The organism is Collinsella sp. UBA1693 (genome assembly GCF_002320115.1).
GTDB classification, from domain to species: Bacteria; Actinomycetota; Coriobacteriia; order Coriobacteriales; family Coriobacteriaceae; genus Collinsella; species Collinsella tanakaei.
On sequence record NZ_DCJT01000010.1, the window covers coordinates 78,465 to 96,047 of the forward strand.

The following is a 17,583-nucleotide window of genomic DNA, read 5'->3' on the forward strand; positions in this document are numbered from 1 at the left end:
TATCAACAATGGATGGGGAGGAGACCGACCATGTACCAGTCCCACGAGTTTTACCTTCGCCGCTGCATCGAGATTTCCAAGGATTCCCGCACCCACGGCAACACGCCGTTTGGCGCCCTGTTGGTCGATAAGGACGACAACATCTTGATGGAGCAGGAGAACATCGAGATCACCGAGAAGGTCTGCACCGGCCATGCCGAGGCGACGCTCGCGGCGCGCGCGTCCCATGAGTACTCCAAGGCGTTTTTGTGGGATTGCACCCTGTACACCACCGCGGAGCCGTGCGCTATGTGCGCCGGCGCCATCTACTGGGCGAACATCGGCCGCGTGGTATACGGCATGACGGAGCGTCGCCTGCTCGAGCTCACCGGTTCTAACGAGCAGAACCCCACGTTCGACCTGCCGTGTCGCAACGTCTTCGCATGCGGTCAGAAAAAGATCGAGGTCGTGGGCCCCTTCCCCGAGGTCGAGGTCGAGGCTGCCGCCGTGCACGAGGGCTATTGGGACTAGTTTGAATGGCCCGGCGCATGTTTGCCCGCGCGCCGGGTTTTTGTCCGCTTTCCAGAAGGGAGGCCCTTGTGTTCGAGGAGAACATCTCTAAGGGCAAAATGCTCGTAATCGCGTTCCAGCACGTTCTCACCATGACGCCGGGCGCCATCGCCGTGCCCCTGCTGCTGGCCAGCGGCCTGGGGCTTGATGCCCAGACCACCAGCTTCCTTGTCGCGGCGAACTTCTTCACCAGCGGTATCACCACGCTGTTGCAGGTTATCGGCATCGGCAAGCTTATCGGTTCGCGCTATCCCATCATCTTGGGATCATCCTTCGCGCCTCTGGCGCCCATGATCATGATCGGCACGCGCTACGGTTTGCCCACGCTCTTTGGCTCCATCATCGCTTCGGGCGCGATCATCTTCTTGCTATCGTTCTTCATGGACAAGGTTATGAAGTTGTTCCCGCAGGTAGTGGTGGGTGCCTTTGTTACGCTCATCGGCGTGAGCCTGGCTCCTTCCGCCCTGCGCGACCTTGCGGGCGGAGAGGGAAGCGCCGCCTTCGCCTCCGTTCCCAACCTCGCCCTCGGCTTTGGCGTGCTGGTTTTCGTCCTGTTGGTCGAGCGCTATGGCAAGGGCATCTAGCGCAGCATGTCTCTGCTGCTGGGCATCGTATTCGGCACGGTAGTGGGCGCCTTCCTGGGTATGGTCGACCCTGTGCCCGTTCTGGAGGCGGCGCCTTTCCAGGCGGTAGCCCCGTTTGCCTTCGGCATGCCGGAGTTCCATATCGTCCCCATCCTGTTTATGGTGGTGTTCTGCGTCATCAATACGCTGCAATGCATCGGCGTCTATTCGGTGGTGGACGAAATCACGGGCACCACGTCCACGCCTCAGATCGAGTCGCGCGGTATCCGCGCCCAGGCGTTGGGCCAGATGGTTTCCGGAGCCTTCAATTCCATCCCCTCCACCATGTTCAACGAGAACGCCGGCTTGGTCGATTTGACCCGCATCAAGGATCGCAAGGTCTTCATCGCTGCCGGCATCATGTTGATTATCGTGGGTGTATGCCCGCCCATCGCCGCGGCCATAGTCGCCGTACCCAAGTGCGTGCTGGGCGGTGCCACCATGGCGCTGTTCGGCATCATCACCTCGTCCGGCATCTCGATTCTGTCGCGTCTCGATTTTGGCAAGAACAATAACTTCAAGATCGTCGGCACCAGCATCGCCATCGGCGTGGGTTCGCTGTATGCCTCCGAGGTGTACGCCAACCTGCCCGAGGCCATCTCGATGGTCATGAGCAACGGCCTGTTTATGGTGACGCTCAGCGCCGTGGTTCTCAATCTGCTGCTCAACGGTAAGAAAGCGTTGAGCGTGGACGAGTAGGAGGCTGGGGCGGCTCCGGTAGTCAGCCGCCTCTCTATAAAGAACCCTTCCTATAAGGCGCTCGGCAATGCGATCGTTAGCGGTTGCTGGCCGGGCGCCTTTTCGCACCCGTCTTTCTTAACAGCCTCTGTGATTTGCGCTACGATGGACGCCGACTAAAGGGAAGGCGGCTTGGGGATATGGACCCGTTGAAGACAACATCGCTTTCTGCCCGTGCGCAGGAGGCAATCATGCAGATCATCGAGGGCATGGACCTCGCCCAGGACAACAAGCTGCCTCGCGAGGAGCTGCTCGCATCCCAGCTGGGCGTCAGCCGCACAACCATTCGGCAGGCGCTGAACAACCTGGCAGCCGAGGGCGTGGTATCGCGGCGCCAGGGCAAGGGCACGTTTGTAAACGTCGATTCGATCGGCATCCGCGTGACGTTCTCTCCCTGCATGGAGCTTATGCAGGCGATTCGCAACAGCGGTTTCGAGCCTTCTGTTCGCCTCTTAAGCGCCCATGCCGCCGACGAGAGCTCCGGGTTCTCGTCCGGTAGATACTCCATGGATGACGTGCGCCGCATGTTGGAGCTCGAAGCGGGCGATCGGCTGATAGAGCATGACAAGGTATTCTTTGCGGACGGTGAGCCGTGTGCGTTTTGCCGCGATTACTTTGGAGCGAGCGTGGCGGGTGGCGAGGCCGGCCTGGACGAGCTCGAGCGCTACGATGACTCGCTGTACCGGTTTGTCTATAACCGCAGCGGTCGCCGGGTTGAATGGGATAAGGTCGAGATCGATGTCGCCGCACCCGATGACCTTCCCGCGGTGTTCACCTCGCAGACGCCGCGCGGTGCGAGCCGTCCGCTGCTGTGCATACGCTCGGTCAACTACGACCAGGACAGCAGGCCGGTCGTCTGCGCCGTGGAGTACGTGGACACGTCGGTCATTCGCTATAACCTGGTAAGGCAAAAAGCCGTCGACTACCAAAGGCAATAAGGATGCATCCGCGCCGGCGGCCCCTCTCGGGGTGCCGGCGCGACTCATACGCGTATCGAATGCGGGGGAATGGCTATGGTTTGCATCGATCGAAAACGAGCTCGCGCGGCGTTTCTAGCATATGTGGACGCCTACGATGTTTCCAACAAGCGCATCGCCCTCAAGATCGCCCACACGTATCGCGTCGCGAACCTGTGCGAGCAGATCGCGAAGGGCGAGGGTATGGACGAGGAGGACGTCGAGCTGGCATGGCTCTGCGGCTTGCTTCATGATTTGGGACGCTTTGAGCAGCTGCGCCTGTGGGATACCTTTAGCGACGGGGCGTCTGCCGAGCATGCTGCCATTGGCACCGCCGTGTTACGAGGACTTTCTGCCAGCTCCGTTCCCGCCCGCGTCGCGCCCGCGGAGCATCCTTGGGATGCGCCCCATCCACCGGCGCCCGCCGTAGGCAGCGGCGCCATCGAGTCCTTTCTTCAAGACCGCGCGTTCGACGATATGATTCTCGCTTCGGTTGAGTGCCACAGCTTGCTGCGTGTTCCGCAAGGGCTGGACAACCGCACTCGCATGTTAGTGGATATTGTTCGCGACGCCGATAAGATCGATATCCTTCGGGTCAATTGCGAGAACTCGGTGCAGACCGTGCTGGGCGTGTCCCAGCGGGAGTTTTTGCAAAGTGAGATTGGCTCCGGCGCGGTGCGTGCATTTGAGGAACGCCGGTGCTTGGCGCGCGAGGAACGGCTGTATCCGGCGGATTACCTGGTGGGAATGGCGCTGTTTGTCTTTGAGCTGGTCTATCCCGCCAGTAAAAGAATCATGCGCGACGCGGGCCAGCTACAGCGCATGCTCGTCCATCCTTTTGGCGTGCAGGATGAATTCGAGTTGGCGCAGACGCGTGAGACCTGGTCGCGCATGGCGAAGGTTTTGGTCGAGTACCTCGAGGAGGCGTAGGTCGCACAGGCGGCGAATGGAGGCGGCTTCTCAGTCCGTCCTCTTACTCCTCGAAAACGGCGACGGCGCGTACGGGCATGCCCGTGGCGTCCTCGATTCGCGGCCACATGACAAAGATGATGGCGCCGGTTGCGGGGACCTTGTCCAGGTTGCACATGACTTCTACCTGCAGGTGCCCGTGGTCAAGCACCCAGCGCTCGGCGGCCAGGTCGTCGGCTTCCACCGCCAGGTAGGACGCGTCGGTATCGAACGTCTCGTGTCCGTTCATGGCGATACCGCGCTGCTCGTACAAAAACTCCAGCGCCGGGATGGACCAGCCGGGGCAGTGCTCGCCGCCTTCCTCGTCGAAGTTGTTGAGGGCGTCGTTGTCGGGCCAGCGCTTATACCAGTCGGTTCGCAGCGCTACAAAGGCGCCCTGCGGTATGCGGCCGTGCTCGGCTTCCCAGGCGAGGATGTCCTCGACTTCGATGGCGGTATCCGGGCCGTTTGCGGCTATCTTGGACGTGAGGTCGATAACCACCAGCGGCATCGCCATCTGCTTGCCTCCGAATGCCTGGGAGCTCAGGTGGTCCGGCGTGAAGTGGCAGGGGAAATCGACGTGCGTGCCAAACTGCCCAGGGAACTTGTAAGTATGGATGCGGCAGGAGAGCATCTCCTCGTCGTAATCAAAGACGGTGCGGCACAGCTCCACGAAGCCGTCCGGAATGCCGCCCCAATACGGGCTTTGGTTGTTGAGGGGGTGGGAGAGCTCCACCCACGTGCATGCTTTCAGCTTCTCCAGATCTTGCCATAGGCTCATGATAGGGGCTCCTTTCGGGTGGCGGTATGCGGAATGCTTGCGCCGGGTCGCCGCGGACGGCGCCGGCGAGGGGATTAGCCCAGTTTGCGGGTCGCGCCCATGAAGACGGGCGTCATGGTGACCAGGTCGATGATCAGGTAGGCGAACGGGCGGTCCAGGATGACCTCGTGGACTTCGGGCTCTTCCGCCATCGCGCTGCCCATCATGAGTTCGGCGGAGGTCGCGGCTGCCGCGCGCGTACCGGTCTCGTTCACCTCGATAAACGTCTTGTGGGCGATCTCTCCTACATAGAGGTTTTCGGCGGCGCTTCCCAAGGGGGAGAGGTCGGCCGCCTGCATATCGAAGGCGTCGAACATGCCCATGGCTTGGAGCTGCGCGGTGAGTTTGGTAGCGTATTCAAGCGTGAACTTGGGCAGGCCGGCGTCTGCGAGCGAGAAATCCTTGGGCGTCATGAGGTTTGCCAGCGCCGCGCCGTCCAGCGAGTCGAGCGCCTGGTCCAAGGTGAGCCCCTCTTTTGGAAGCAGGCCCACAAAGCCAAAGTTGTAGTCGCGATACGGTTTGATGAAGCCGGTGAAGGAGTCGTTCTCCAGGTAGCTATCCTCGTGCGAGCGCATCATGCGGCAATCTGTTTGGGAGCCGTCCTGCGCGGTGAAGGCCCAGTCCAATACGTTTTCGTCCTCATAGGGATCGTCCCAAGCACCCTCGAAGGCCAACGCGCTGATGAGGAACAAGCGGGAATCGGGCGAGATGTCGTCGATGATCTGGGGAATCATGCCGTGGGTGTTCTCGTCCACCCATGCGTTGATATCCTGCAGGGTGGTGTTGTCGAAAGGCGCCTCGAACGCCTGCGCATCCAGGATGTTGGCGCAGGTTTCCAGGTAGTCCTCTTGCACGGAGAGGGCATCGTTTTTCAACCAGATGGAATCGGCGAGACTCAGCTCCAGGGGATCCAGCTCGATGCCGCTGCCATAGGGATCCGCGCCGGCAAGGCGCCTGGCGTAGGCGTTGAGATACGCGTTGAGGGCGTTGGTGTCAAAGCCGCTCGCTTGCTCTATCTGGGCAAGCGTCTCTCCTGCTGCGCCGTTTTGCAGCATGGCCAGCACGTGGAGCACGGAGAGCGGAGAGACCAGCACGTTGTCCTCTGCGCCATCGCCCGCGGCAGCAAGGCATTGCTTGAACAGGGCGGTTGCGAATCCGTAGGCGGATGCGAGTTCCTCATCGCCGGCGAGGTAGTCGATGATGTTTTCTTTGGACGAGGTGTCCAGTTCGCGGCGAATCTTCTCGGTGAGGTTGGTTGCGGTCAAGGCCGCTCCCTTCTGCATGGTGTCGTCGCATCCGGAGAGCGCGGCCGCGCCGGCGCCGGCAAGCGCGGCGGCAAGGAGGCTGCGGCGGCTGAGGGCGTGCGGAACGGTACGGTTGCGGGGCGTGTGTGCGGTCATGGAGTCCTCCTAGGGCTACCGGGGCCGTTAGCGGTTTGGGACGCTGTCGGCATGCGTGCGACGAACGGGTATGTTCACGATGATGATACCCATACATACCAGGGCGAGCGCTAACGCCGCGACGCCCGGATTCACCATCGATCCCTCGTCCAGCAAGACCATGGAGAGCAAAAAGCCGAACATGGGGTTCATGAAGCCGAAGACGGTGACGCGCGAGACCGGGTTGACGGCCAGCAGGCGCGACCACAGGCTGTAGGCCATGGCGGAGATGAAGCCCATGTAGACGATCAGGGCGAGGGCGGGAAGCGGCTCGGCGGGGCCGAGGCGCCCTCCGGCTGTCGCGGCGGCGATAGCGAGGACGGTTCCGCCCGCAAGGAACTGCCAGCCGCTGAGCATGACGGGGTCATGATGCTTGCCGAGCACGCCGATAAGGCAGGTCGACATGGCTCCGGCGACGGCGGCGAGCAAGATCATGCCCTCGCCGCCAAGGGTGAAGCCCAAGGTTTCGCCCGCGCCCATGCCGGCGATGTTGATAAGGGCGACCCCTCCAAAGCCCGCGGCGCAGCCCAAGATCTTGCGGGCGGTGAGACGTTCGGTGCGAAACAGCTGGCAGGATAGCAAGATGGCGATGAAATTGCTGCTTGCGGTAACGATGGAGCTGGTGACGCCGGATGCCTGGCTGAGCCCGCGGTAGAAGAACACGTATTGCAGCACCGTTTGGAACAGCGCGAGCAACAGGATGGGGCGGACGTCGCGCTTGCGCGGAATCAGCGGCTTTTTGCGCGCCGCGCTCATGCCGATGATGACCATGGCTCCCGCGATGATGAAGCGCACGCCGGCAAAGAGCATTTGAGAGGAGACGTCATCACCGGGGATGCCGAAGAGGCGGTAGCCGATCTTGATGCTGGGGAACGCCGAACCCCATAGAAAACAGCAGACGGCGCAGGTTGCGAGCAGGCCGGGAAGCGAGGCGAAGAGGCGGTCGAAGCCCTTTTTCTCCACCCGGTCGCGTTGTCCCGGCGTAAGCGATGACGTCACAATCAGCCTTTCTTTGGTGTCTTGTGCGGCCTAGTCGCGGTCGCCCACGATTTGCAGCAGATGGATGAAGATGTTGACCAGGTCGAGCCAGATCTCCGCTGCGTTGAGGATGGCCATCTTGACCGTGGGCTCGCATTGCTGGGCGCGGTAGGTGTCGTGTCCTATGAACCCGCAGAAGACCAGGATGACGGCGTAGTCATACCATGCCATCGAAAAGCCCATGAGGCTTCCGGCGATCCCGGCGACGATGAGGGCGATCAGCGCGGTTACGGCGATGCCCTGGATGCGGGCGAAGAACGTAGGGAAACTCGTTCCCAGCAGGGTGAATAGCGCCGAGATGATGAAGGTGCCCACAAAGGCGTTGGCGATGCTGGGAAGGCTGTAGAAGGGCAGGACCATGCCCGTTGTGAACCCGATGGAGCAGACCAGCAGGGCGTATCCTGCGAGTGTGACGCCGTAGCCCTCGCGTTTCATTCCCATGTGCATGACGGCGATGCCGGCGATGCTGGCGATGAATGACCCGATCGAGATCGCCAGGTAGTTGTCGACGACCGTGTAGAGGAAGGCCGGGGCCTGGGCGAGCAGGGCGCACGCGGCGATGACGGCGAAGCCGGCGGTCACCAGCCCGCCCATGATGAGGTTGTACGTGCGGCGGGTCAGCTGCGCGCTGTGGTCGCGGGAGGGGTCGAACGGGGAGATGGCCTCCTGCTCGGGAGCGTTAAAAGGAGTGTTCTGCATATTCTCGTCCCTTCTGGCGGGTGGTCGAATAAGGTGACGGGCTCGTCGTGGCGTCCACTCGACTATACCCGACCGCGGGAGTAGAGATGCGGCCGCGGCGCGCTTGTCGGTAACTGTTTGCATTTCTCGTGCCCGCGTGCGCCTTGGTAGCGCACTATGGGTAGGAGACAAGCATGGTTGCGCATTGATGCGCATTGATAGGGGCGAGCGGATACGAGAGGCGTGGTGCCGGGTTATGGCGAACGAAGCGATTCATGATGACGAGGAGCGGGGCAAGGTCCCCTCTACCGCCGAGAAGGTTGCGGGCGGTATAGAGATGGCTGCCGGCGTTGCTATCGCCGCGGCGGGCGTGCCCATGATGGTGCTGCCCGGTCCCGGTGCGGCGGCCCTGCTGGGCGGGGCGGCGCTTGCGAGCAAAGGCCAGCGCCGCTATTCCGGCCGCGAGGCGACTGCGGTCGAGGAGAAGCTGGACCAGGCTTCTGCCAAGGCTGCCGAGATGGCAAAGCGCGAGGGGGCCAAAGCGGCGAAGGCCGTGGCGCACAACGCCCCCAAGGTGGCGGCCGCCACGGCTAAGGCGGCGGTAAAGGGCGGTGCCGTCGTGGCGAAAGCGGCGGCTAAAGGCGGCGCGGCAGCAGCCAAGGCGGGCGGCAGGCTCGCCGGCAAAGGCCTTGATGCGGCGGCGGTCGCCTACCTTCGCTATAGGGAGCAGAAGAGGGGCGATGCGCTGTGATGGACGAGAAATCCTCGCTGCCGCGCCGGTCTAAAAGCGCCGCTACGTTTCCCACCTATGTTCGCGAGCGGATGGACACCTTTCTCGACCGCCCGCTGTGCGCGATCGACAGTCTGGTCTTCTCATGGCTTGCCTATGCGCATTTGGGAGAGGACCAGGTAAACGCCTGCTTGCCGGAGGGCATCGCCCTGCATGAGATGCTGCGTGCGGAGGAATTCGACAACATGTTCGGATCCACCTGGGACCCGGAGGGTAGCCGGGACCTCTTGTTCGCCGTTTGCGCCAGTCCGCGTTTTCGCGATGCGCGCCTTACGGAGTTTCGCTTCAAGACCGCCCGCTCCGCCGAGGAGCAGTTCGCGGCCATGACGTTCATTCTGCCCGATGGCAGCTCCTACGTGGCGTTTCGCGGTACCGATTCCACCATTGTGGGCTGGAAGGAAGACTTCAACATGACCTTCCTCAACCCCGTCCCCGCCCAGGAGGAGGCGCGCGCCTACCTTGAATACGTGGCGTCCGTCACGGCCGGTCCGCTGTATGTGGGAGGCCACTCCAAGGGCGGCAACCTCGCTGTCTACGCGGTGGCTACCTGCAATAAGTCGTGCCGCGAGCGCGTTGTCAGGGTGTTTTCGCATGACGGCCCGGGATTCCATCGCGAGTTCTGCGCATCGGACGCCTACCGCAACATCCTTCCCATCATGGTGAAGACCGTTCCCAAATCGAGCATGATAGGCGCGGTGCTCTCCGAAGGTCCCGACTGCCATCCCATCATCGTGGAGAGCGGCGGCTTCTCGCTGTTCCAGCACAATCCGTTTCTGTGGGAGGTCGATGTCGAGAACGCGGCGTTTGTGGAGGCCGACGGCTTCACGGCGTCGTCTCGCTATTTCGACTCGACGCTCGATGCCTGGATGGACAAGTACTCGCTGGCAGAGCGCGCCCGCTTTGTCGACGCCCTGTTCGACGTGATACGCGTGACGGGTGCCAAGCGCTTCTCCGACATCATGGCCGATCGCAAGACCAACGTTCCCCTTATGTTGGAGGCGGTCGAGGGGCTTGACCCGGACCTGCAGCAGTTTATTAGGGACGTGCTTCGCTCCTTTGCCAGGACGGCGACGGTTGAGAAGGCGGCGGGCGCTGCGAGCGGCATCGCTGGAACCATCAAGAAAGCGCGCCCTAGCGTTGCTTTGGCGGTCACCACCTTTAAGAACAGGGGCGAGGGGTCCGATTAGGTGCGGGCTTCCGCCTCGCCCTCGTCCTTATCCAAAAACAATAGAAGAGTTTGAAACATCCTGTCGCACGAGAGCGTATTCAGGGTGAAGGGCCCTTGAATGAAGCACGGCAACAGACGGGAGACGGTATGGATGCGGAGAAGTGGTTTAGGGAGGCGGTCGAGCGCCATCGCGATATGGTGTTCCGCCTTGCCTACACGTACCTGCGCGATCCGGCCGATGCCGACGATGTGACGCAAGACGTGTTTGTGAAGCTGTGCTCCGCAGCGGCAAGCGGTTTGAGGGCGATGAGCATCTGAGGTATTGGCTGGTGCGGGTCACCATCAATGAATGCAAGTCGCTGTTTAGAAAACCCTGGCGTCGCGTCGAGGACATCGAGGCGTACGCGGAGACGCTGCAGGCTCCAAGCGAGCAGCATCGTGATTTGCTGGTTCGCGTGATGAGGCTGCCCGAGAAATACCGTGTGCCCATGGTGCTGCATTACTACATAGGCCTTTCTACGGACGAGGTGGCGCGGGCGATAAAGGTTCCCGCGGCGACCGTGCGCACGCGACTCGCGCGCGGCCGCGCCCGTCTTAAGAGCATGTTGGAGGGTGAGAAGCGATGACGATGAACACGATGCCCGGAAAACGTTCGCGTGCGGATATGCAGGGAGCCTTTGAAGGCATGCATGCCTCTGAGGATATGTACGAGAAGGTGATGGCGCGCGCGTCGCATCGCGGCCGCAAACGCGGTGGCGCGCCCAAGATCGCCGTGGTGGCGACGGTTGCGCTAGCGGCTGCGCTGGCGGCGGGCGGCACGGCGTACGCGGTCCTTGGCGGGGACTTCTTCTTCCGCGGATGGGGCGACCACGGGCATGGTCAGGTGAACACGTGGACGGTGGACGGCGACGGCGTATACAGCCGCACGTTTGGAACGGTTGACGAAGGGGAACTCACCGACGAGTTGAAGGCGTCGGCCGAGTATGCGGGCCGCGCGGTTGAAGCCCATGGCTACACGCTGCTTGTGGAGAGCGTTCTTGTGGACGATCTTGGCTGCGGCGCCGCGACCTTTACCCTGAGCAACCCCGATGGCATCAAGATCAACCCGGCGTACGGCGCACCCGGCGACGTGGTATTTGACGAAGACTCTGACCTGCGTCTTTTGAGGACTGCCTTTGGCGATGGCACGTCTGCGAATGACGATGTGGTGTACGACGCCGAGGCTTCTACCGATACGGAGGTGCGGGGCACCATCTACTTCAACGCGTGGAACGGCGCGGATTCCGTGGCATCTGGTATCAAGTGGGTTCTTAATTTTAATGATGAGGATGTTACAACTGACGTCTTTGTGCCCGCGAAGACCATCAAGAGCCGTGAATTCAAAACGGCTGACGGTGTGAGGGCGATGGTGAGTCCGATTGCGCTGGTTATCGATGGCGAGAGCGTGATGGAGGCCCATGACAATCTATACGGAGTCGATCTGTTGATCATCCATAACCTGTCAGTAACTATGGAAGACGGCACGAGTCTGGTGATCACGGACGATGATGCTCGAGCCTACAACATCTTTGGCTCGTGCCTGCGCGGCGAGGACGGGGTCAATCTGGAGACCGTTTACCGTCCAACTCAGTTGTTGGTGCCGGAGATAATTGCAGGCGTGAATGCTTCTGGCGACTTGTGTCATACGGATGGGCAAAACGAGGCTTGGCAGGCGGAGTTTCTGCCAACAGCGTAAGCAGATAGTTTGCGCCATCATGCTCAGGTGGTTGCGCTAGCTGTATTTGGGCCCCGGGCGTCGCGTGTTGCGCCCGGGGCCCTGCCGTTCTTTTACGCCTCGATAACCACTTCGCGATCTTCGCGGGTGACAAGCGCCTTGACGGCGATCTCGGCGCCAAGGTAGCGCTCCACCAGGCTCGCGAGTTCGTCCATGGCGGCGCGGCAGTCCTCGATGCGCTCGGGGTCGACGCACTCCACAATAAGGAAGGCGTTTGAGGTGGTGTCGGTTAGCGCCGTGCGCACGCCGTCTCGCCAGTTCCAGCAACGGCAGACCGCGCCAGCATCGTCCACATAGCACAGCTCGCCGGGTAGCGTGGGGTCGTTGTCCGCGTTCTCACCCAGCGGCGTGAACTCGTCCCCGCCTTGGGTGATAAGCAGGCGCAGGTCGCCTTGGAAGGTGTCGATGTCCTCTCCGCCCAGGGGCAGCGCGTATGTGAGCGATACGGCGTTGTAGATGTCCACGGCGGGGGAGATGCTTCCCACGGGATTGCCCTTGAGCACGCGCTTGAGCAGGTTCTCGATAGAGCAGCGGGCACCGCGCTTGGTCTTGAACTGCTGGTAGGCTTGGCGCCATACGCGCACCGGTGCGTTCTCGGAGAGCGTGGGCGATTCCAGGTGGCGCTCCGCCGCGGCGTTCGCGCGGGCGAGCAGCTGCTCGATCTCCGTTGCGTCCTCGGGCGAGACCTGGTCTGCGGACTTCATCCCCTTTGCCACCACCACGCCCAGTGACGCTCCGGGAAACAGGTTCCAAAACGAATCCTCGGTGACGAACTTCTTCATCTGCAGGCTCCCTTCCTATTCATCCGCCCCAAAACCTTTCGCTTTACGAGGGGCTGAAAACTAAACGAGCGCCCACACGCCGGCCCCCTTCTTGCGTCCTACGGTGCCGGCACGTGAGCGCTCGCGCGCTGCCCCCATCCGGAGAAGGGGGCGTGTATGTCGCGGTCATTGTAGCGCTTGCTCCCGATCTTCGTCCAGATACGCTGCGGCGGCGTCTAAAAACGCCTGCCCCGCGGGCGAGAGTCGGTGGCTGCGGCTCCAGATGAGCTCTACATGCGATGTGAGCGAGGGGGCGAGCGGTATGAAGGCGAGGCCGTTTTCCGGCGAGGGGGCAACGATGCCGTCCAGGCAGAGCGCCGCGCCAACGTGCGCGCGCACCAGAAGAGAGGCCGTGTAGAGCAGGTTGTACGTGGCGCGCACGTCGAGCCTTGTAAGGTCGCAGCCCATCCAATCGCAGATGCGCTGCTGGGCGAGTATCTTCTCGGGCATGATCAGGGGGCGGTCGATAAGGTCTTGGGGGCCAAGCGACGCGGCTGCGGCAAGGTCGTCGTCCGCCGGTACCAGAGCGCCCCATCGATCGGTATCCGGCAGCTTGAGTGCATGGTAGTCGTCCGTGCGGGCGGGGCCCACCGCGATGCCGAAGTCGACGATGCCGCGCGATAGATGCTCCGTCACATCGTCCGAACTTTCGCTGCGAAACTTAAAACGGATGCCGGGGTGCGTGAGCTCGAGCCGCTTGGCTACGTGCGCTATCGCCAGCGTGGCGCGCGTCTCGCTGCAAGCTATGCTTACCTCTCCGCTGGCGACATCGGGCGCCTTGAGTTCCGCCTCCGTCTTGTCGAGCAGGTCCGAGAGTTCGCGCGCACGGTTAAGGAGCAGATGCCCCGCGTTGGTGAGGGAGATACCATGGCCGCCGCGTTCTAGCAGCTTGCAGCCAAGCTCGTTTTCCATCTTGATGATTTGACGGGAAAGCGCCGGCTGGCTTATGTGCAGCTCCTCTGCTGCGCGGGTGATGTTTCCCGCTTGGGCGATGGCGATAAAGGTTCGAAGCCCCCTGATGTCCATGTGACCTCCCTGCTATAACGTACATGCATATATAGCTATGCAGTATAGGTCTTTGTTATATGAAGCGCTTCGCGTTACGCTTGAGTGGCCGATGAGCGCTCGATTGTTAGGCTTGAGGGAAGACGCAAGGGGCTCCCTACTTCCCCGGCGCCGCATCACGGACGCGCCGTCGGCGTCTTGTTCATTCCGTAGCCTGCTGGAGGAACCATGCGATACGCCAAGCTTGGCACAACGGACATCGAAGTATCTCGCATCTGCCTGGGCTGCATGGGGTTTGGAGACCCTGCGTCGGGCCAGCATTCCTGGACGCTGGGCTACGATGATTCCAGGGCGATTATCGCTTGCGCCCTCGATGCGGGCGTAACGTTTTTCGATACCGCCATGGGCTACCAAAACGGAACCAGCGAGCAATTTCTTGGACGAGCGCTGGACGAGTTGGCGCGCCGCGAGGACGTGGTAGTGGCAACCAAATTCGTCCTAGGCTCGCTGCACGCCCCCGCTATGGAGCAGGGCGGGCATGGCGGTGCTGAGACGGTCGACAAAAAGGTCGAGCGGCTGCTGGATGCCAGCTTGGAGCGCCTGGGTATGGATTACGTCGACCTCTATATCTACCACATGTGGGATTGGGGCACGCCCATCGAGGAACTGCTGCCGGCACTCGACCGTCAGGTTCGCGCCGGCAAGATCCGCGCGTTGGGGATCTCCAACTGCTATGCATGGCAGCTTGCGGAGGCGAACGCCATCGCTCGCGCGAACGGCTGGGCCGAATTCTCAAGCTACCAGGGGCACTACAACGCTATCGCCCGCGAGGACGAGCGCGAGATGGTTCCCCTTGCCGCGACCCACGGCGTCGCGTTGACGCCGTATTCCGCGCTGGCGGGCGGTCGCCTCTCCCGTCTGCCCGGGGAGACCAGTCGGCGCCTTCGCGAGGACGCGTACGCCCACGGTAAGTATGATGCCACCGCCGATGTCGACGAGCCTGTCATCCAAGCAGTCGCCGACATCGCTCGGAGCCGCGGCGTCTCCATGGCAAGCGTCGCCTTGGCGTGGCTTCTCACCAAGGTCACGGCGCCTATTGCAGGCGCTACCAAGCCGCATCATCTGGACGGCGCCGTCGCGGCATGCGATATCGAGCTCACCCAAGATGAGATAGAGGCGATTGAGTCGCCTTACGTGCCGCACGCGGTGGTGGGCGTGGTGGCGGAGAATCGTCCGCGCATACAATAACTTGCCCTAGGCGCTGTGCGGGGCTACTATACATACCATCAGTATGTATAAGGAGGCATCCGTCGCTATGGCGAGAAACAAACATCCCGAAGAGACGGTCGTAAAGATCCTCGACGTCGCGATGCGCTTGTTTGTCGAGCGCGGCTACGAACAGACCAGCATGCAGAACATCATTGATGGACTGGGTGGGCTTACCAAGGGCGCGGTCTACCACCATTTCTCGAGCAAGGAGGAGATCTTCCTCGCCGCGATGGACCGCGTGATGGCGCCCGGTGCAGAGCGCCTGCGCAAGATTCGCGATGCGGAGGGCATGACCGGCCGCGAGAAGATCCAGGCGATGTTTGAAAACGGAGCCCGCGGCGTGGACTCGGCGTTCTTCTCGCAGGCCGATCCCGAGCTTGATCCCATGAAGAACCCGCGCATGCTTGCTGCTGAGTATCGCGACCTGTTCGATGTGAGCGCCCATGAACTCATGTTGCCGGCGATCGAGCAAGGCGTTGAGGATGGAAGCATCCAAACCGACTATCCCCGCGAGCTCGCCGAGACAATCGCCCTGCTCAGCAATTTATGGTGCGTGCCGGCGTTTTTCCCCGCGCGCGACGAGGAAGAGCAAAGGCGTCGCGTTGACTTCATGAACGACTTTCTGTCCGCCATGGGGTTGGAGGTAGTCCTGGACCCGCGGGTTAGCTTGGAAACATGGCGGCGCCGGTGCGGGGAGACCGCCCAGGAGGATGCCCGGGCAGATGCACGGGCGGATGCGCGTGCGCGACGCTAACTTTGGGCGCATGCATGTATGGACGGGAAACCGTTTCGGCGGTTTTTCTCGTTCCAAAATTACATACTGCTGGTATGTAATGGGGGATGAAGGGAAGGCTGCATATGAAAGAGATGGTTGAGCGGTCGGATAGGCGCACGTTCGCGTGCATCTTGGCGGCGCAGTTCTGCTCGCTGCTGGGGCAGGAGGTGCTGCAGTTTGTCCTGCCGCTCTATCTGTTGGATGTGACGGGGTCGGGCGCGCGCTTTGGACTGGCGATTGCATGCGGCTTTGTGCCCTACACGCTGCTGTCGCCCGTGGGAGGGGTGCTGGCGGACCGCACGCGCAAGCGCGGCATCATGGTGGGCGTGAACGCGGCGCTGGTCGCCGTGTTGCTGGCGTTCCTTGCCCTCAAAGGTGTCGGCGACCCGTTTGTGCTGGTAGTGTTCGCGACTATGGCGTCGTTTGTGGCGCAGGCGCTCTACCAGCCGTCTATCCAGTCCACGGTTCCCTTTGTGCTTGCGCCTGCGGACGTGCCCCGCGGGGTCGCGCTGGTGAGCCAGATTGGAAGCCTTACCACGTTGGGCGGCCCGGTGGTGGGCGTGGCGGTCTACGGCGTCGCGGGCTTGGTGCCGGTGGTTTGGATTTCGCTTGCAGCGTTTGCGCTTTCCGGCGCGGTGGTGGCACTTGCGGTGAGGTTTTCCTGCGAGCCTTCGCCGTGGGACGGCGGCGCGCTCGCCATGGTGCGCGATGACCTTGCGGAGGCTTTTCGATTTCTCCACGGCAAGCCCCTTCTTCTAGGTGGCATGGCGACGGCGACGTTTGTGAACGTCTCTGCTGGCGCGCTTATCAACGTGGGGACCGTGTACGTTGTGACCATCACGCTTGGGCTTGGTGCGGCGTATGCCTCTTTTGCCCAAATGGCGATGGGCGCGGGCAGCCTTGTGGGCCACAGCTTGCTTGTGGTGGGACCGCGCCTGTTCTCGTTGAGAAAGTCGTCCGCTTATGTGGGCGGCGTGGCTGCCGCTATGACGGTTGCCGCCCTGGCGCTCTGTTCTATGGGGTCGACGGGACCCGTGACGGTGTTCTTGATCCTTGTTGCGAGCTACTCGTTCGCGACGATGAGCGGCGGCCTCATGGGTTCCTGCATGTTGGCGGAGCTGCAGTCCGGTGCGCCCGTGGAGTTGGTAGGTAAGTTGATCGCGCTTTTTATGACGCTGGTGAACTGCGCCACGCCGTTTGGCCAAGCTGTCTATGGGGCGCTGTTCGACGTTCTGCCGGCTTGGGTCATCGCGGCGGCGACCGCGGTCGAGTTGGCGGCAGTCACGGTGGCGTGGCGCTGCTTCTTACGTCGCAATCAAGTGTAGCCGCCCCGAGCCGCGAGCGCGCGCAGGCGGGGCGGCGCCATGCTAGCGATGCGAGACCGCTCCCTTGCCGTTGGGTACGCGACGCCCCGCCTTGCCGGAGATATGGTTGAGGTCGATGGCCCATACGGCGGTAACGGATAGCTCGCGGTCGATGGCGCCCCCGATCTCGTCCTTGTATTCGGGAGCGTATTTCAGGCAGAGCAGGGCGAGCGCTCGGCGAATCTCCGCCATTTCGGTGACGCGTCGCACGGTACCCGTTGCGATAACGCTCGCGAAGCGCGTGGTGAAAAATCCCGGCTCGCCGTTTTCCTCCACAAAGACAGGTTCCATATCCATGGCGGCGGTGACGCATACGCGTGGATCGCGCTCCCAATCCTCGGTCTTCTGGCCGCCGGCGGCCCCCGTGTGGATGAGGAGCGTATCTTTGTCCAGCGCATATGAGAGGGGCGTGGCGTAAGGGTGTCCGTCCTCATCGACGGTGGCGACTACGCAGTACTCGGCGTCATGTAGGATCTCGCGCGCCTCTTCCTCGGAGATCGCGCGTTCGGGCAGCTGTTTCATGGGCTGGTGCATGATGGGTCCTTTCTTGTTGAGCGTGAGGTGGCTTGGATTCGGTGCTGTTTTGTGGCTCCTCCAGTTTAGAGCCCGCCTTTGCGACGGGGCCGCACGGGAAAGCTGAAAGGTATTTTGCAACGAATAGAGGGCGTGCACGTATAGTCTCATAGCAGTGGAAAAGCGAATGCCGCACGAGGGGGTGATCGAATGGCGAGCGGGGACGCTGCGTTGGTGCGCAAGATTGTCCTTACCGGATCGCGCCGAAGTGCGGACAAGTTGATTCGCAGACACTATGACGACATCTATTGATTT

Annotated in this window: 18 protein-coding genes and 1 pseudogene; 12 read left to right on the forward strand and 7 right to left on the reverse strand. The window is 62.0% G+C overall.

From position 1 onward, the window contains the following. The first annotated feature begins 30 nt into the window (after positions 1-30). From B3H65_RS04705 to B3H65_RS04720, 4 genes and pseudogenes are all read left to right on the forward strand, one after another. Positions 31-510, forward strand: coding sequence for a nucleoside deaminase (locus B3H65_RS04705; protein ID WP_286684331.1), 480 nt, complete (start codon positions 31-33; stop codon positions 508-510). Between the two features lie 98 nt (positions 511-608). Beyond that, a pseudogene (locus tag B3H65_RS04710) lies at positions 609-1,871 on the forward strand (uracil-xanthine permease family protein). A gap of 179 nt (positions 1,872-2,050) precedes the next feature. Next, positions 2,051-2,848: a GntR family transcriptional regulator gene (locus tag B3H65_RS04715; protein ID WP_286684332.1), complete on the forward strand. Its 798-nt coding sequence runs from the start codon at positions 2,051-2,053 to the stop codon at positions 2,846-2,848. A 75-nt stretch (positions 2,849-2,923) separates the two neighbouring features. Next, a complete protein-coding gene (locus tag B3H65_RS04720) occupies positions 2,924-3,796 on the forward strand; it encodes an HD domain-containing protein (RefSeq protein ID WP_009142162.1) in 873 nt (290 codons plus the stop codon). 43 nt (positions 3,797-3,839) lie between these two features. Here the strand turns inward: B3H65_RS04720 and B3H65_RS04725 are convergent, their stop codons facing one another. From B3H65_RS04725 to B3H65_RS04740, 4 genes are all read right to left on the reverse strand, one after another. Then, positions 3,840-4,595, reverse strand: a complete 756-nt coding sequence (locus tag B3H65_RS04725) for a cyclase family protein (RefSeq protein WP_286684333.1) — start codon at positions 4,593-4,595, stop codon at positions 3,840-3,842. 74 nt (positions 4,596-4,669) lie between these two features. After that, complete coding sequence (locus tag B3H65_RS04730) at positions 4,670-6,034, reverse strand: serpin family protein (protein WP_286684334.1); 1,365 nt, start codon at positions 6,032-6,034, stop codon at positions 4,670-4,672. 27 nt (positions 6,035-6,061) lie between these two features. Then, the gene (locus B3H65_RS04735; protein ID WP_286684335.1) at positions 6,062-7,072 is read right to left on the reverse strand and encodes a DMT family transporter; all 1,011 of its coding nucleotides are present in this window, start codon (positions 7,070-7,072) and stop codon (positions 6,062-6,064) included. A gap of 30 nt (positions 7,073-7,102) precedes the next feature. Continuing rightward, positions 7,103-7,810 (reverse strand): Bax inhibitor-1 family protein, encoded by a 708-nt coding sequence (locus tag B3H65_RS04740; RefSeq protein WP_286684336.1) that lies wholly within the window; start codon positions 7,808-7,810, stop codon positions 7,103-7,105. Between the two features lie 235 nt (positions 7,811-8,045). Between B3H65_RS04740 and B3H65_RS04745 the strand changes: the two genes are divergently transcribed. The 5 genes from B3H65_RS04745 to B3H65_RS04765 all read left to right on the forward strand — a co-directional run bounded on the left by B3H65_RS04745 (position 8,046) and on the right by B3H65_RS04765 (position 11,482). Next, entirely contained in the window at positions 8,046-8,540 is a 495-nt protein-coding gene (locus B3H65_RS04745; RefSeq protein WP_286684337.1) for a hypothetical protein, read from the forward strand. Then, the gene (locus B3H65_RS04750; protein WP_286684338.1) at positions 8,540-9,766 is read left to right on the forward strand and encodes an Mbeg1-like protein; all 1,227 of its coding nucleotides are present in this window, start codon (positions 8,540-8,542) and stop codon (positions 9,764-9,766) included. The genes B3H65_RS04745 and B3H65_RS04750 overlap by 1 nt, the downstream gene beginning before the upstream one ends. Before the next feature lie 128 nt (positions 9,767-9,894). Beyond that, positions 9,895-10,065 (forward strand): RNA polymerase sigma factor, encoded by a 171-nt coding sequence (locus B3H65_RS04755; RefSeq protein WP_286684339.1) that lies wholly within the window; start codon positions 9,895-9,897, stop codon positions 10,063-10,065. Further along, a complete protein-coding gene (locus B3H65_RS04760; RefSeq protein ID WP_286684340.1) occupies positions 10,023-10,373 on the forward strand; it encodes an RNA polymerase sigma factor in 351 nt (116 codons plus the stop codon). The genes B3H65_RS04755 and B3H65_RS04760 overlap by 43 nt, the downstream gene beginning before the upstream one ends. Further along, positions 10,370-11,482, forward strand: coding sequence for a hypothetical protein (locus tag B3H65_RS04765; RefSeq protein ID WP_286684341.1), 1,113 nt, complete (start codon positions 10,370-10,372; stop codon positions 11,480-11,482). The genes B3H65_RS04760 and B3H65_RS04765 overlap by 4 nt, the downstream gene beginning before the upstream one ends. Before the next feature lie 92 nt (positions 11,483-11,574). Here B3H65_RS04765 and B3H65_RS04770 read toward each other — a convergent pair whose 3' ends face one another. Together B3H65_RS04770 and B3H65_RS04775 are read right to left on the reverse strand one after the other, a co-directional pair. Next, entirely contained in the window at positions 11,575-12,303 is a 729-nt protein-coding gene (locus tag B3H65_RS04770; protein WP_286684342.1) for a B3/B4 domain-containing protein, read from the reverse strand. A gap of 165 nt (positions 12,304-12,468) precedes the next feature. Continuing rightward, positions 12,469-13,368, reverse strand: a complete 900-nt coding sequence (locus B3H65_RS04775) for a LysR family transcriptional regulator (RefSeq protein ID WP_286684343.1) — start codon at positions 13,366-13,368, stop codon at positions 12,469-12,471. Between the two features lie 207 nt (positions 13,369-13,575). Here B3H65_RS04775 and B3H65_RS04780 point away from each other — a divergent pair, with 207 nt between their 5' ends. The 3 genes from B3H65_RS04780 to B3H65_RS04790 all read left to right on the forward strand — a co-directional run bounded on the left by B3H65_RS04780 (position 13,576) and on the right by B3H65_RS04790 (position 16,716). Next, positions 13,576-14,595 (forward strand): aldo/keto reductase, encoded by a 1,020-nt coding sequence (locus B3H65_RS04780; protein ID WP_286684344.1) that lies wholly within the window; start codon positions 13,576-13,578, stop codon positions 14,593-14,595. A gap of 67 nt (positions 14,596-14,662) precedes the next feature. After that, positions 14,663-15,370 carry a TetR/AcrR family transcriptional regulator gene (locus tag B3H65_RS04785; RefSeq protein WP_286684345.1) on the forward strand — a complete coding sequence of 236 codons (708 nt, stop codon included), beginning with the start codon at positions 14,663-14,665 and terminating at the stop codon, positions 15,368-15,370. Between the two features lie 104 nt (positions 15,371-15,474). Then, positions 15,475-16,716 carry an MFS transporter gene (locus B3H65_RS04790; RefSeq protein WP_286684346.1) on the forward strand — a complete coding sequence of 414 codons (1,242 nt, stop codon included), beginning with the start codon at positions 15,475-15,477 and terminating at the stop codon, positions 16,714-16,716. Between the two features lie 42 nt (positions 16,717-16,758). On the opposite strand, the gene B3H65_RS04795 is transcribed toward B3H65_RS04790, so the two are convergent. After that, positions 16,759-17,289, reverse strand: a complete 531-nt coding sequence (locus tag B3H65_RS04795) for a pyridoxamine 5'-phosphate oxidase family protein (RefSeq protein WP_286684347.1) — start codon at positions 17,287-17,289, stop codon at positions 16,759-16,761. Between the last annotated feature and the right edge of the window lie 294 nt (positions 17,290-17,583).

Excerpts from the sequence above, each read along its gene's own strand:
- B3H65_RS04740 (WP_286684336.1), bottom strand. The coding sequence starts at position 7,810 with ATGCAGAACACTCCTTTTAACGCTCCCGAGCAGGAGGCCATCTCCCCG.
- B3H65_RS04725 (WP_286684333.1), bottom strand. The coding sequence starts at position 4,595 with ATGAGCCTATGGCAAGATCTGGAGAAGCTGAAAGCATGCACGTGGGTG.
- B3H65_RS04730 (WP_286684334.1), bottom strand. The coding sequence starts at position 6,034 with ATGACCGCACACACGCCCCGCAACCGTACCGTTCCGCACGCCCTCAGC.
- B3H65_RS04745 (WP_286684337.1), top strand. The coding sequence starts at position 8,046 with ATGGCGAACGAAGCGATTCATGATGACGAGGAGCGGGGCAAGGTCCCC.
- B3H65_RS04765 (WP_286684341.1), top strand. The coding sequence starts at position 10,370 with ATGACGATGAACACGATGCCCGGAAAACGTTCGCGTGCGGATATGCAG.
- B3H65_RS04715 (WP_286684332.1), top strand. The coding sequence starts at position 2,051 with ATGGACCCGTTGAAGACAACATCGCTTTCTGCCCGTGCGCAGGAGGCA.
- B3H65_RS04790 (WP_286684346.1), top strand. The coding sequence starts at position 15,475 with ATGAAAGAGATGGTTGAGCGGTCGGATAGGCGCACGTTCGCGTGCATC.
- B3H65_RS04780 (WP_286684344.1), top strand. The coding sequence starts at position 13,576 with ATGCGATACGCCAAGCTTGGCACAACGGACATCGAAGTATCTCGCATC.
- B3H65_RS04750 (WP_286684338.1), top strand. The coding sequence starts at position 8,540 with ATGGACGAGAAATCCTCGCTGCCGCGCCGGTCTAAAAGCGCCGCTACG.
- B3H65_RS04755 (WP_286684339.1), top strand. The coding sequence starts at position 9,895 with ATGGATGCGGAGAAGTGGTTTAGGGAGGCGGTCGAGCGCCATCGCGAT.
- B3H65_RS04770 (WP_286684342.1), bottom strand. The coding sequence starts at position 12,303 with ATGAAGAAGTTCGTCACCGAGGATTCGTTTTGGAACCTGTTTCCCGGA.
- B3H65_RS04795 (WP_286684347.1), bottom strand. The coding sequence starts at position 17,289 with ATGCACCAGCCCATGAAACAGCTGCCCGAACGCGCGATCTCCGAGGAA.
- B3H65_RS04775 (WP_286684343.1), bottom strand. The coding sequence starts at position 13,368 with ATGGACATCAGGGGGCTTCGAACCTTTATCGCCATCGCCCAAGCGGGA.
- B3H65_RS04720 (WP_009142162.1), top strand. The coding sequence starts at position 2,924 with ATGGTTTGCATCGATCGAAAACGAGCTCGCGCGGCGTTTCTAGCATAT.
- B3H65_RS04705 (WP_286684331.1), top strand. The coding sequence starts at position 31 with ATGTACCAGTCCCACGAGTTTTACCTTCGCCGCTGCATCGAGATTTCC.
- B3H65_RS04785 (WP_286684345.1), top strand. The coding sequence starts at position 14,663 with ATGGCGAGAAACAAACATCCCGAAGAGACGGTCGTAAAGATCCTCGAC.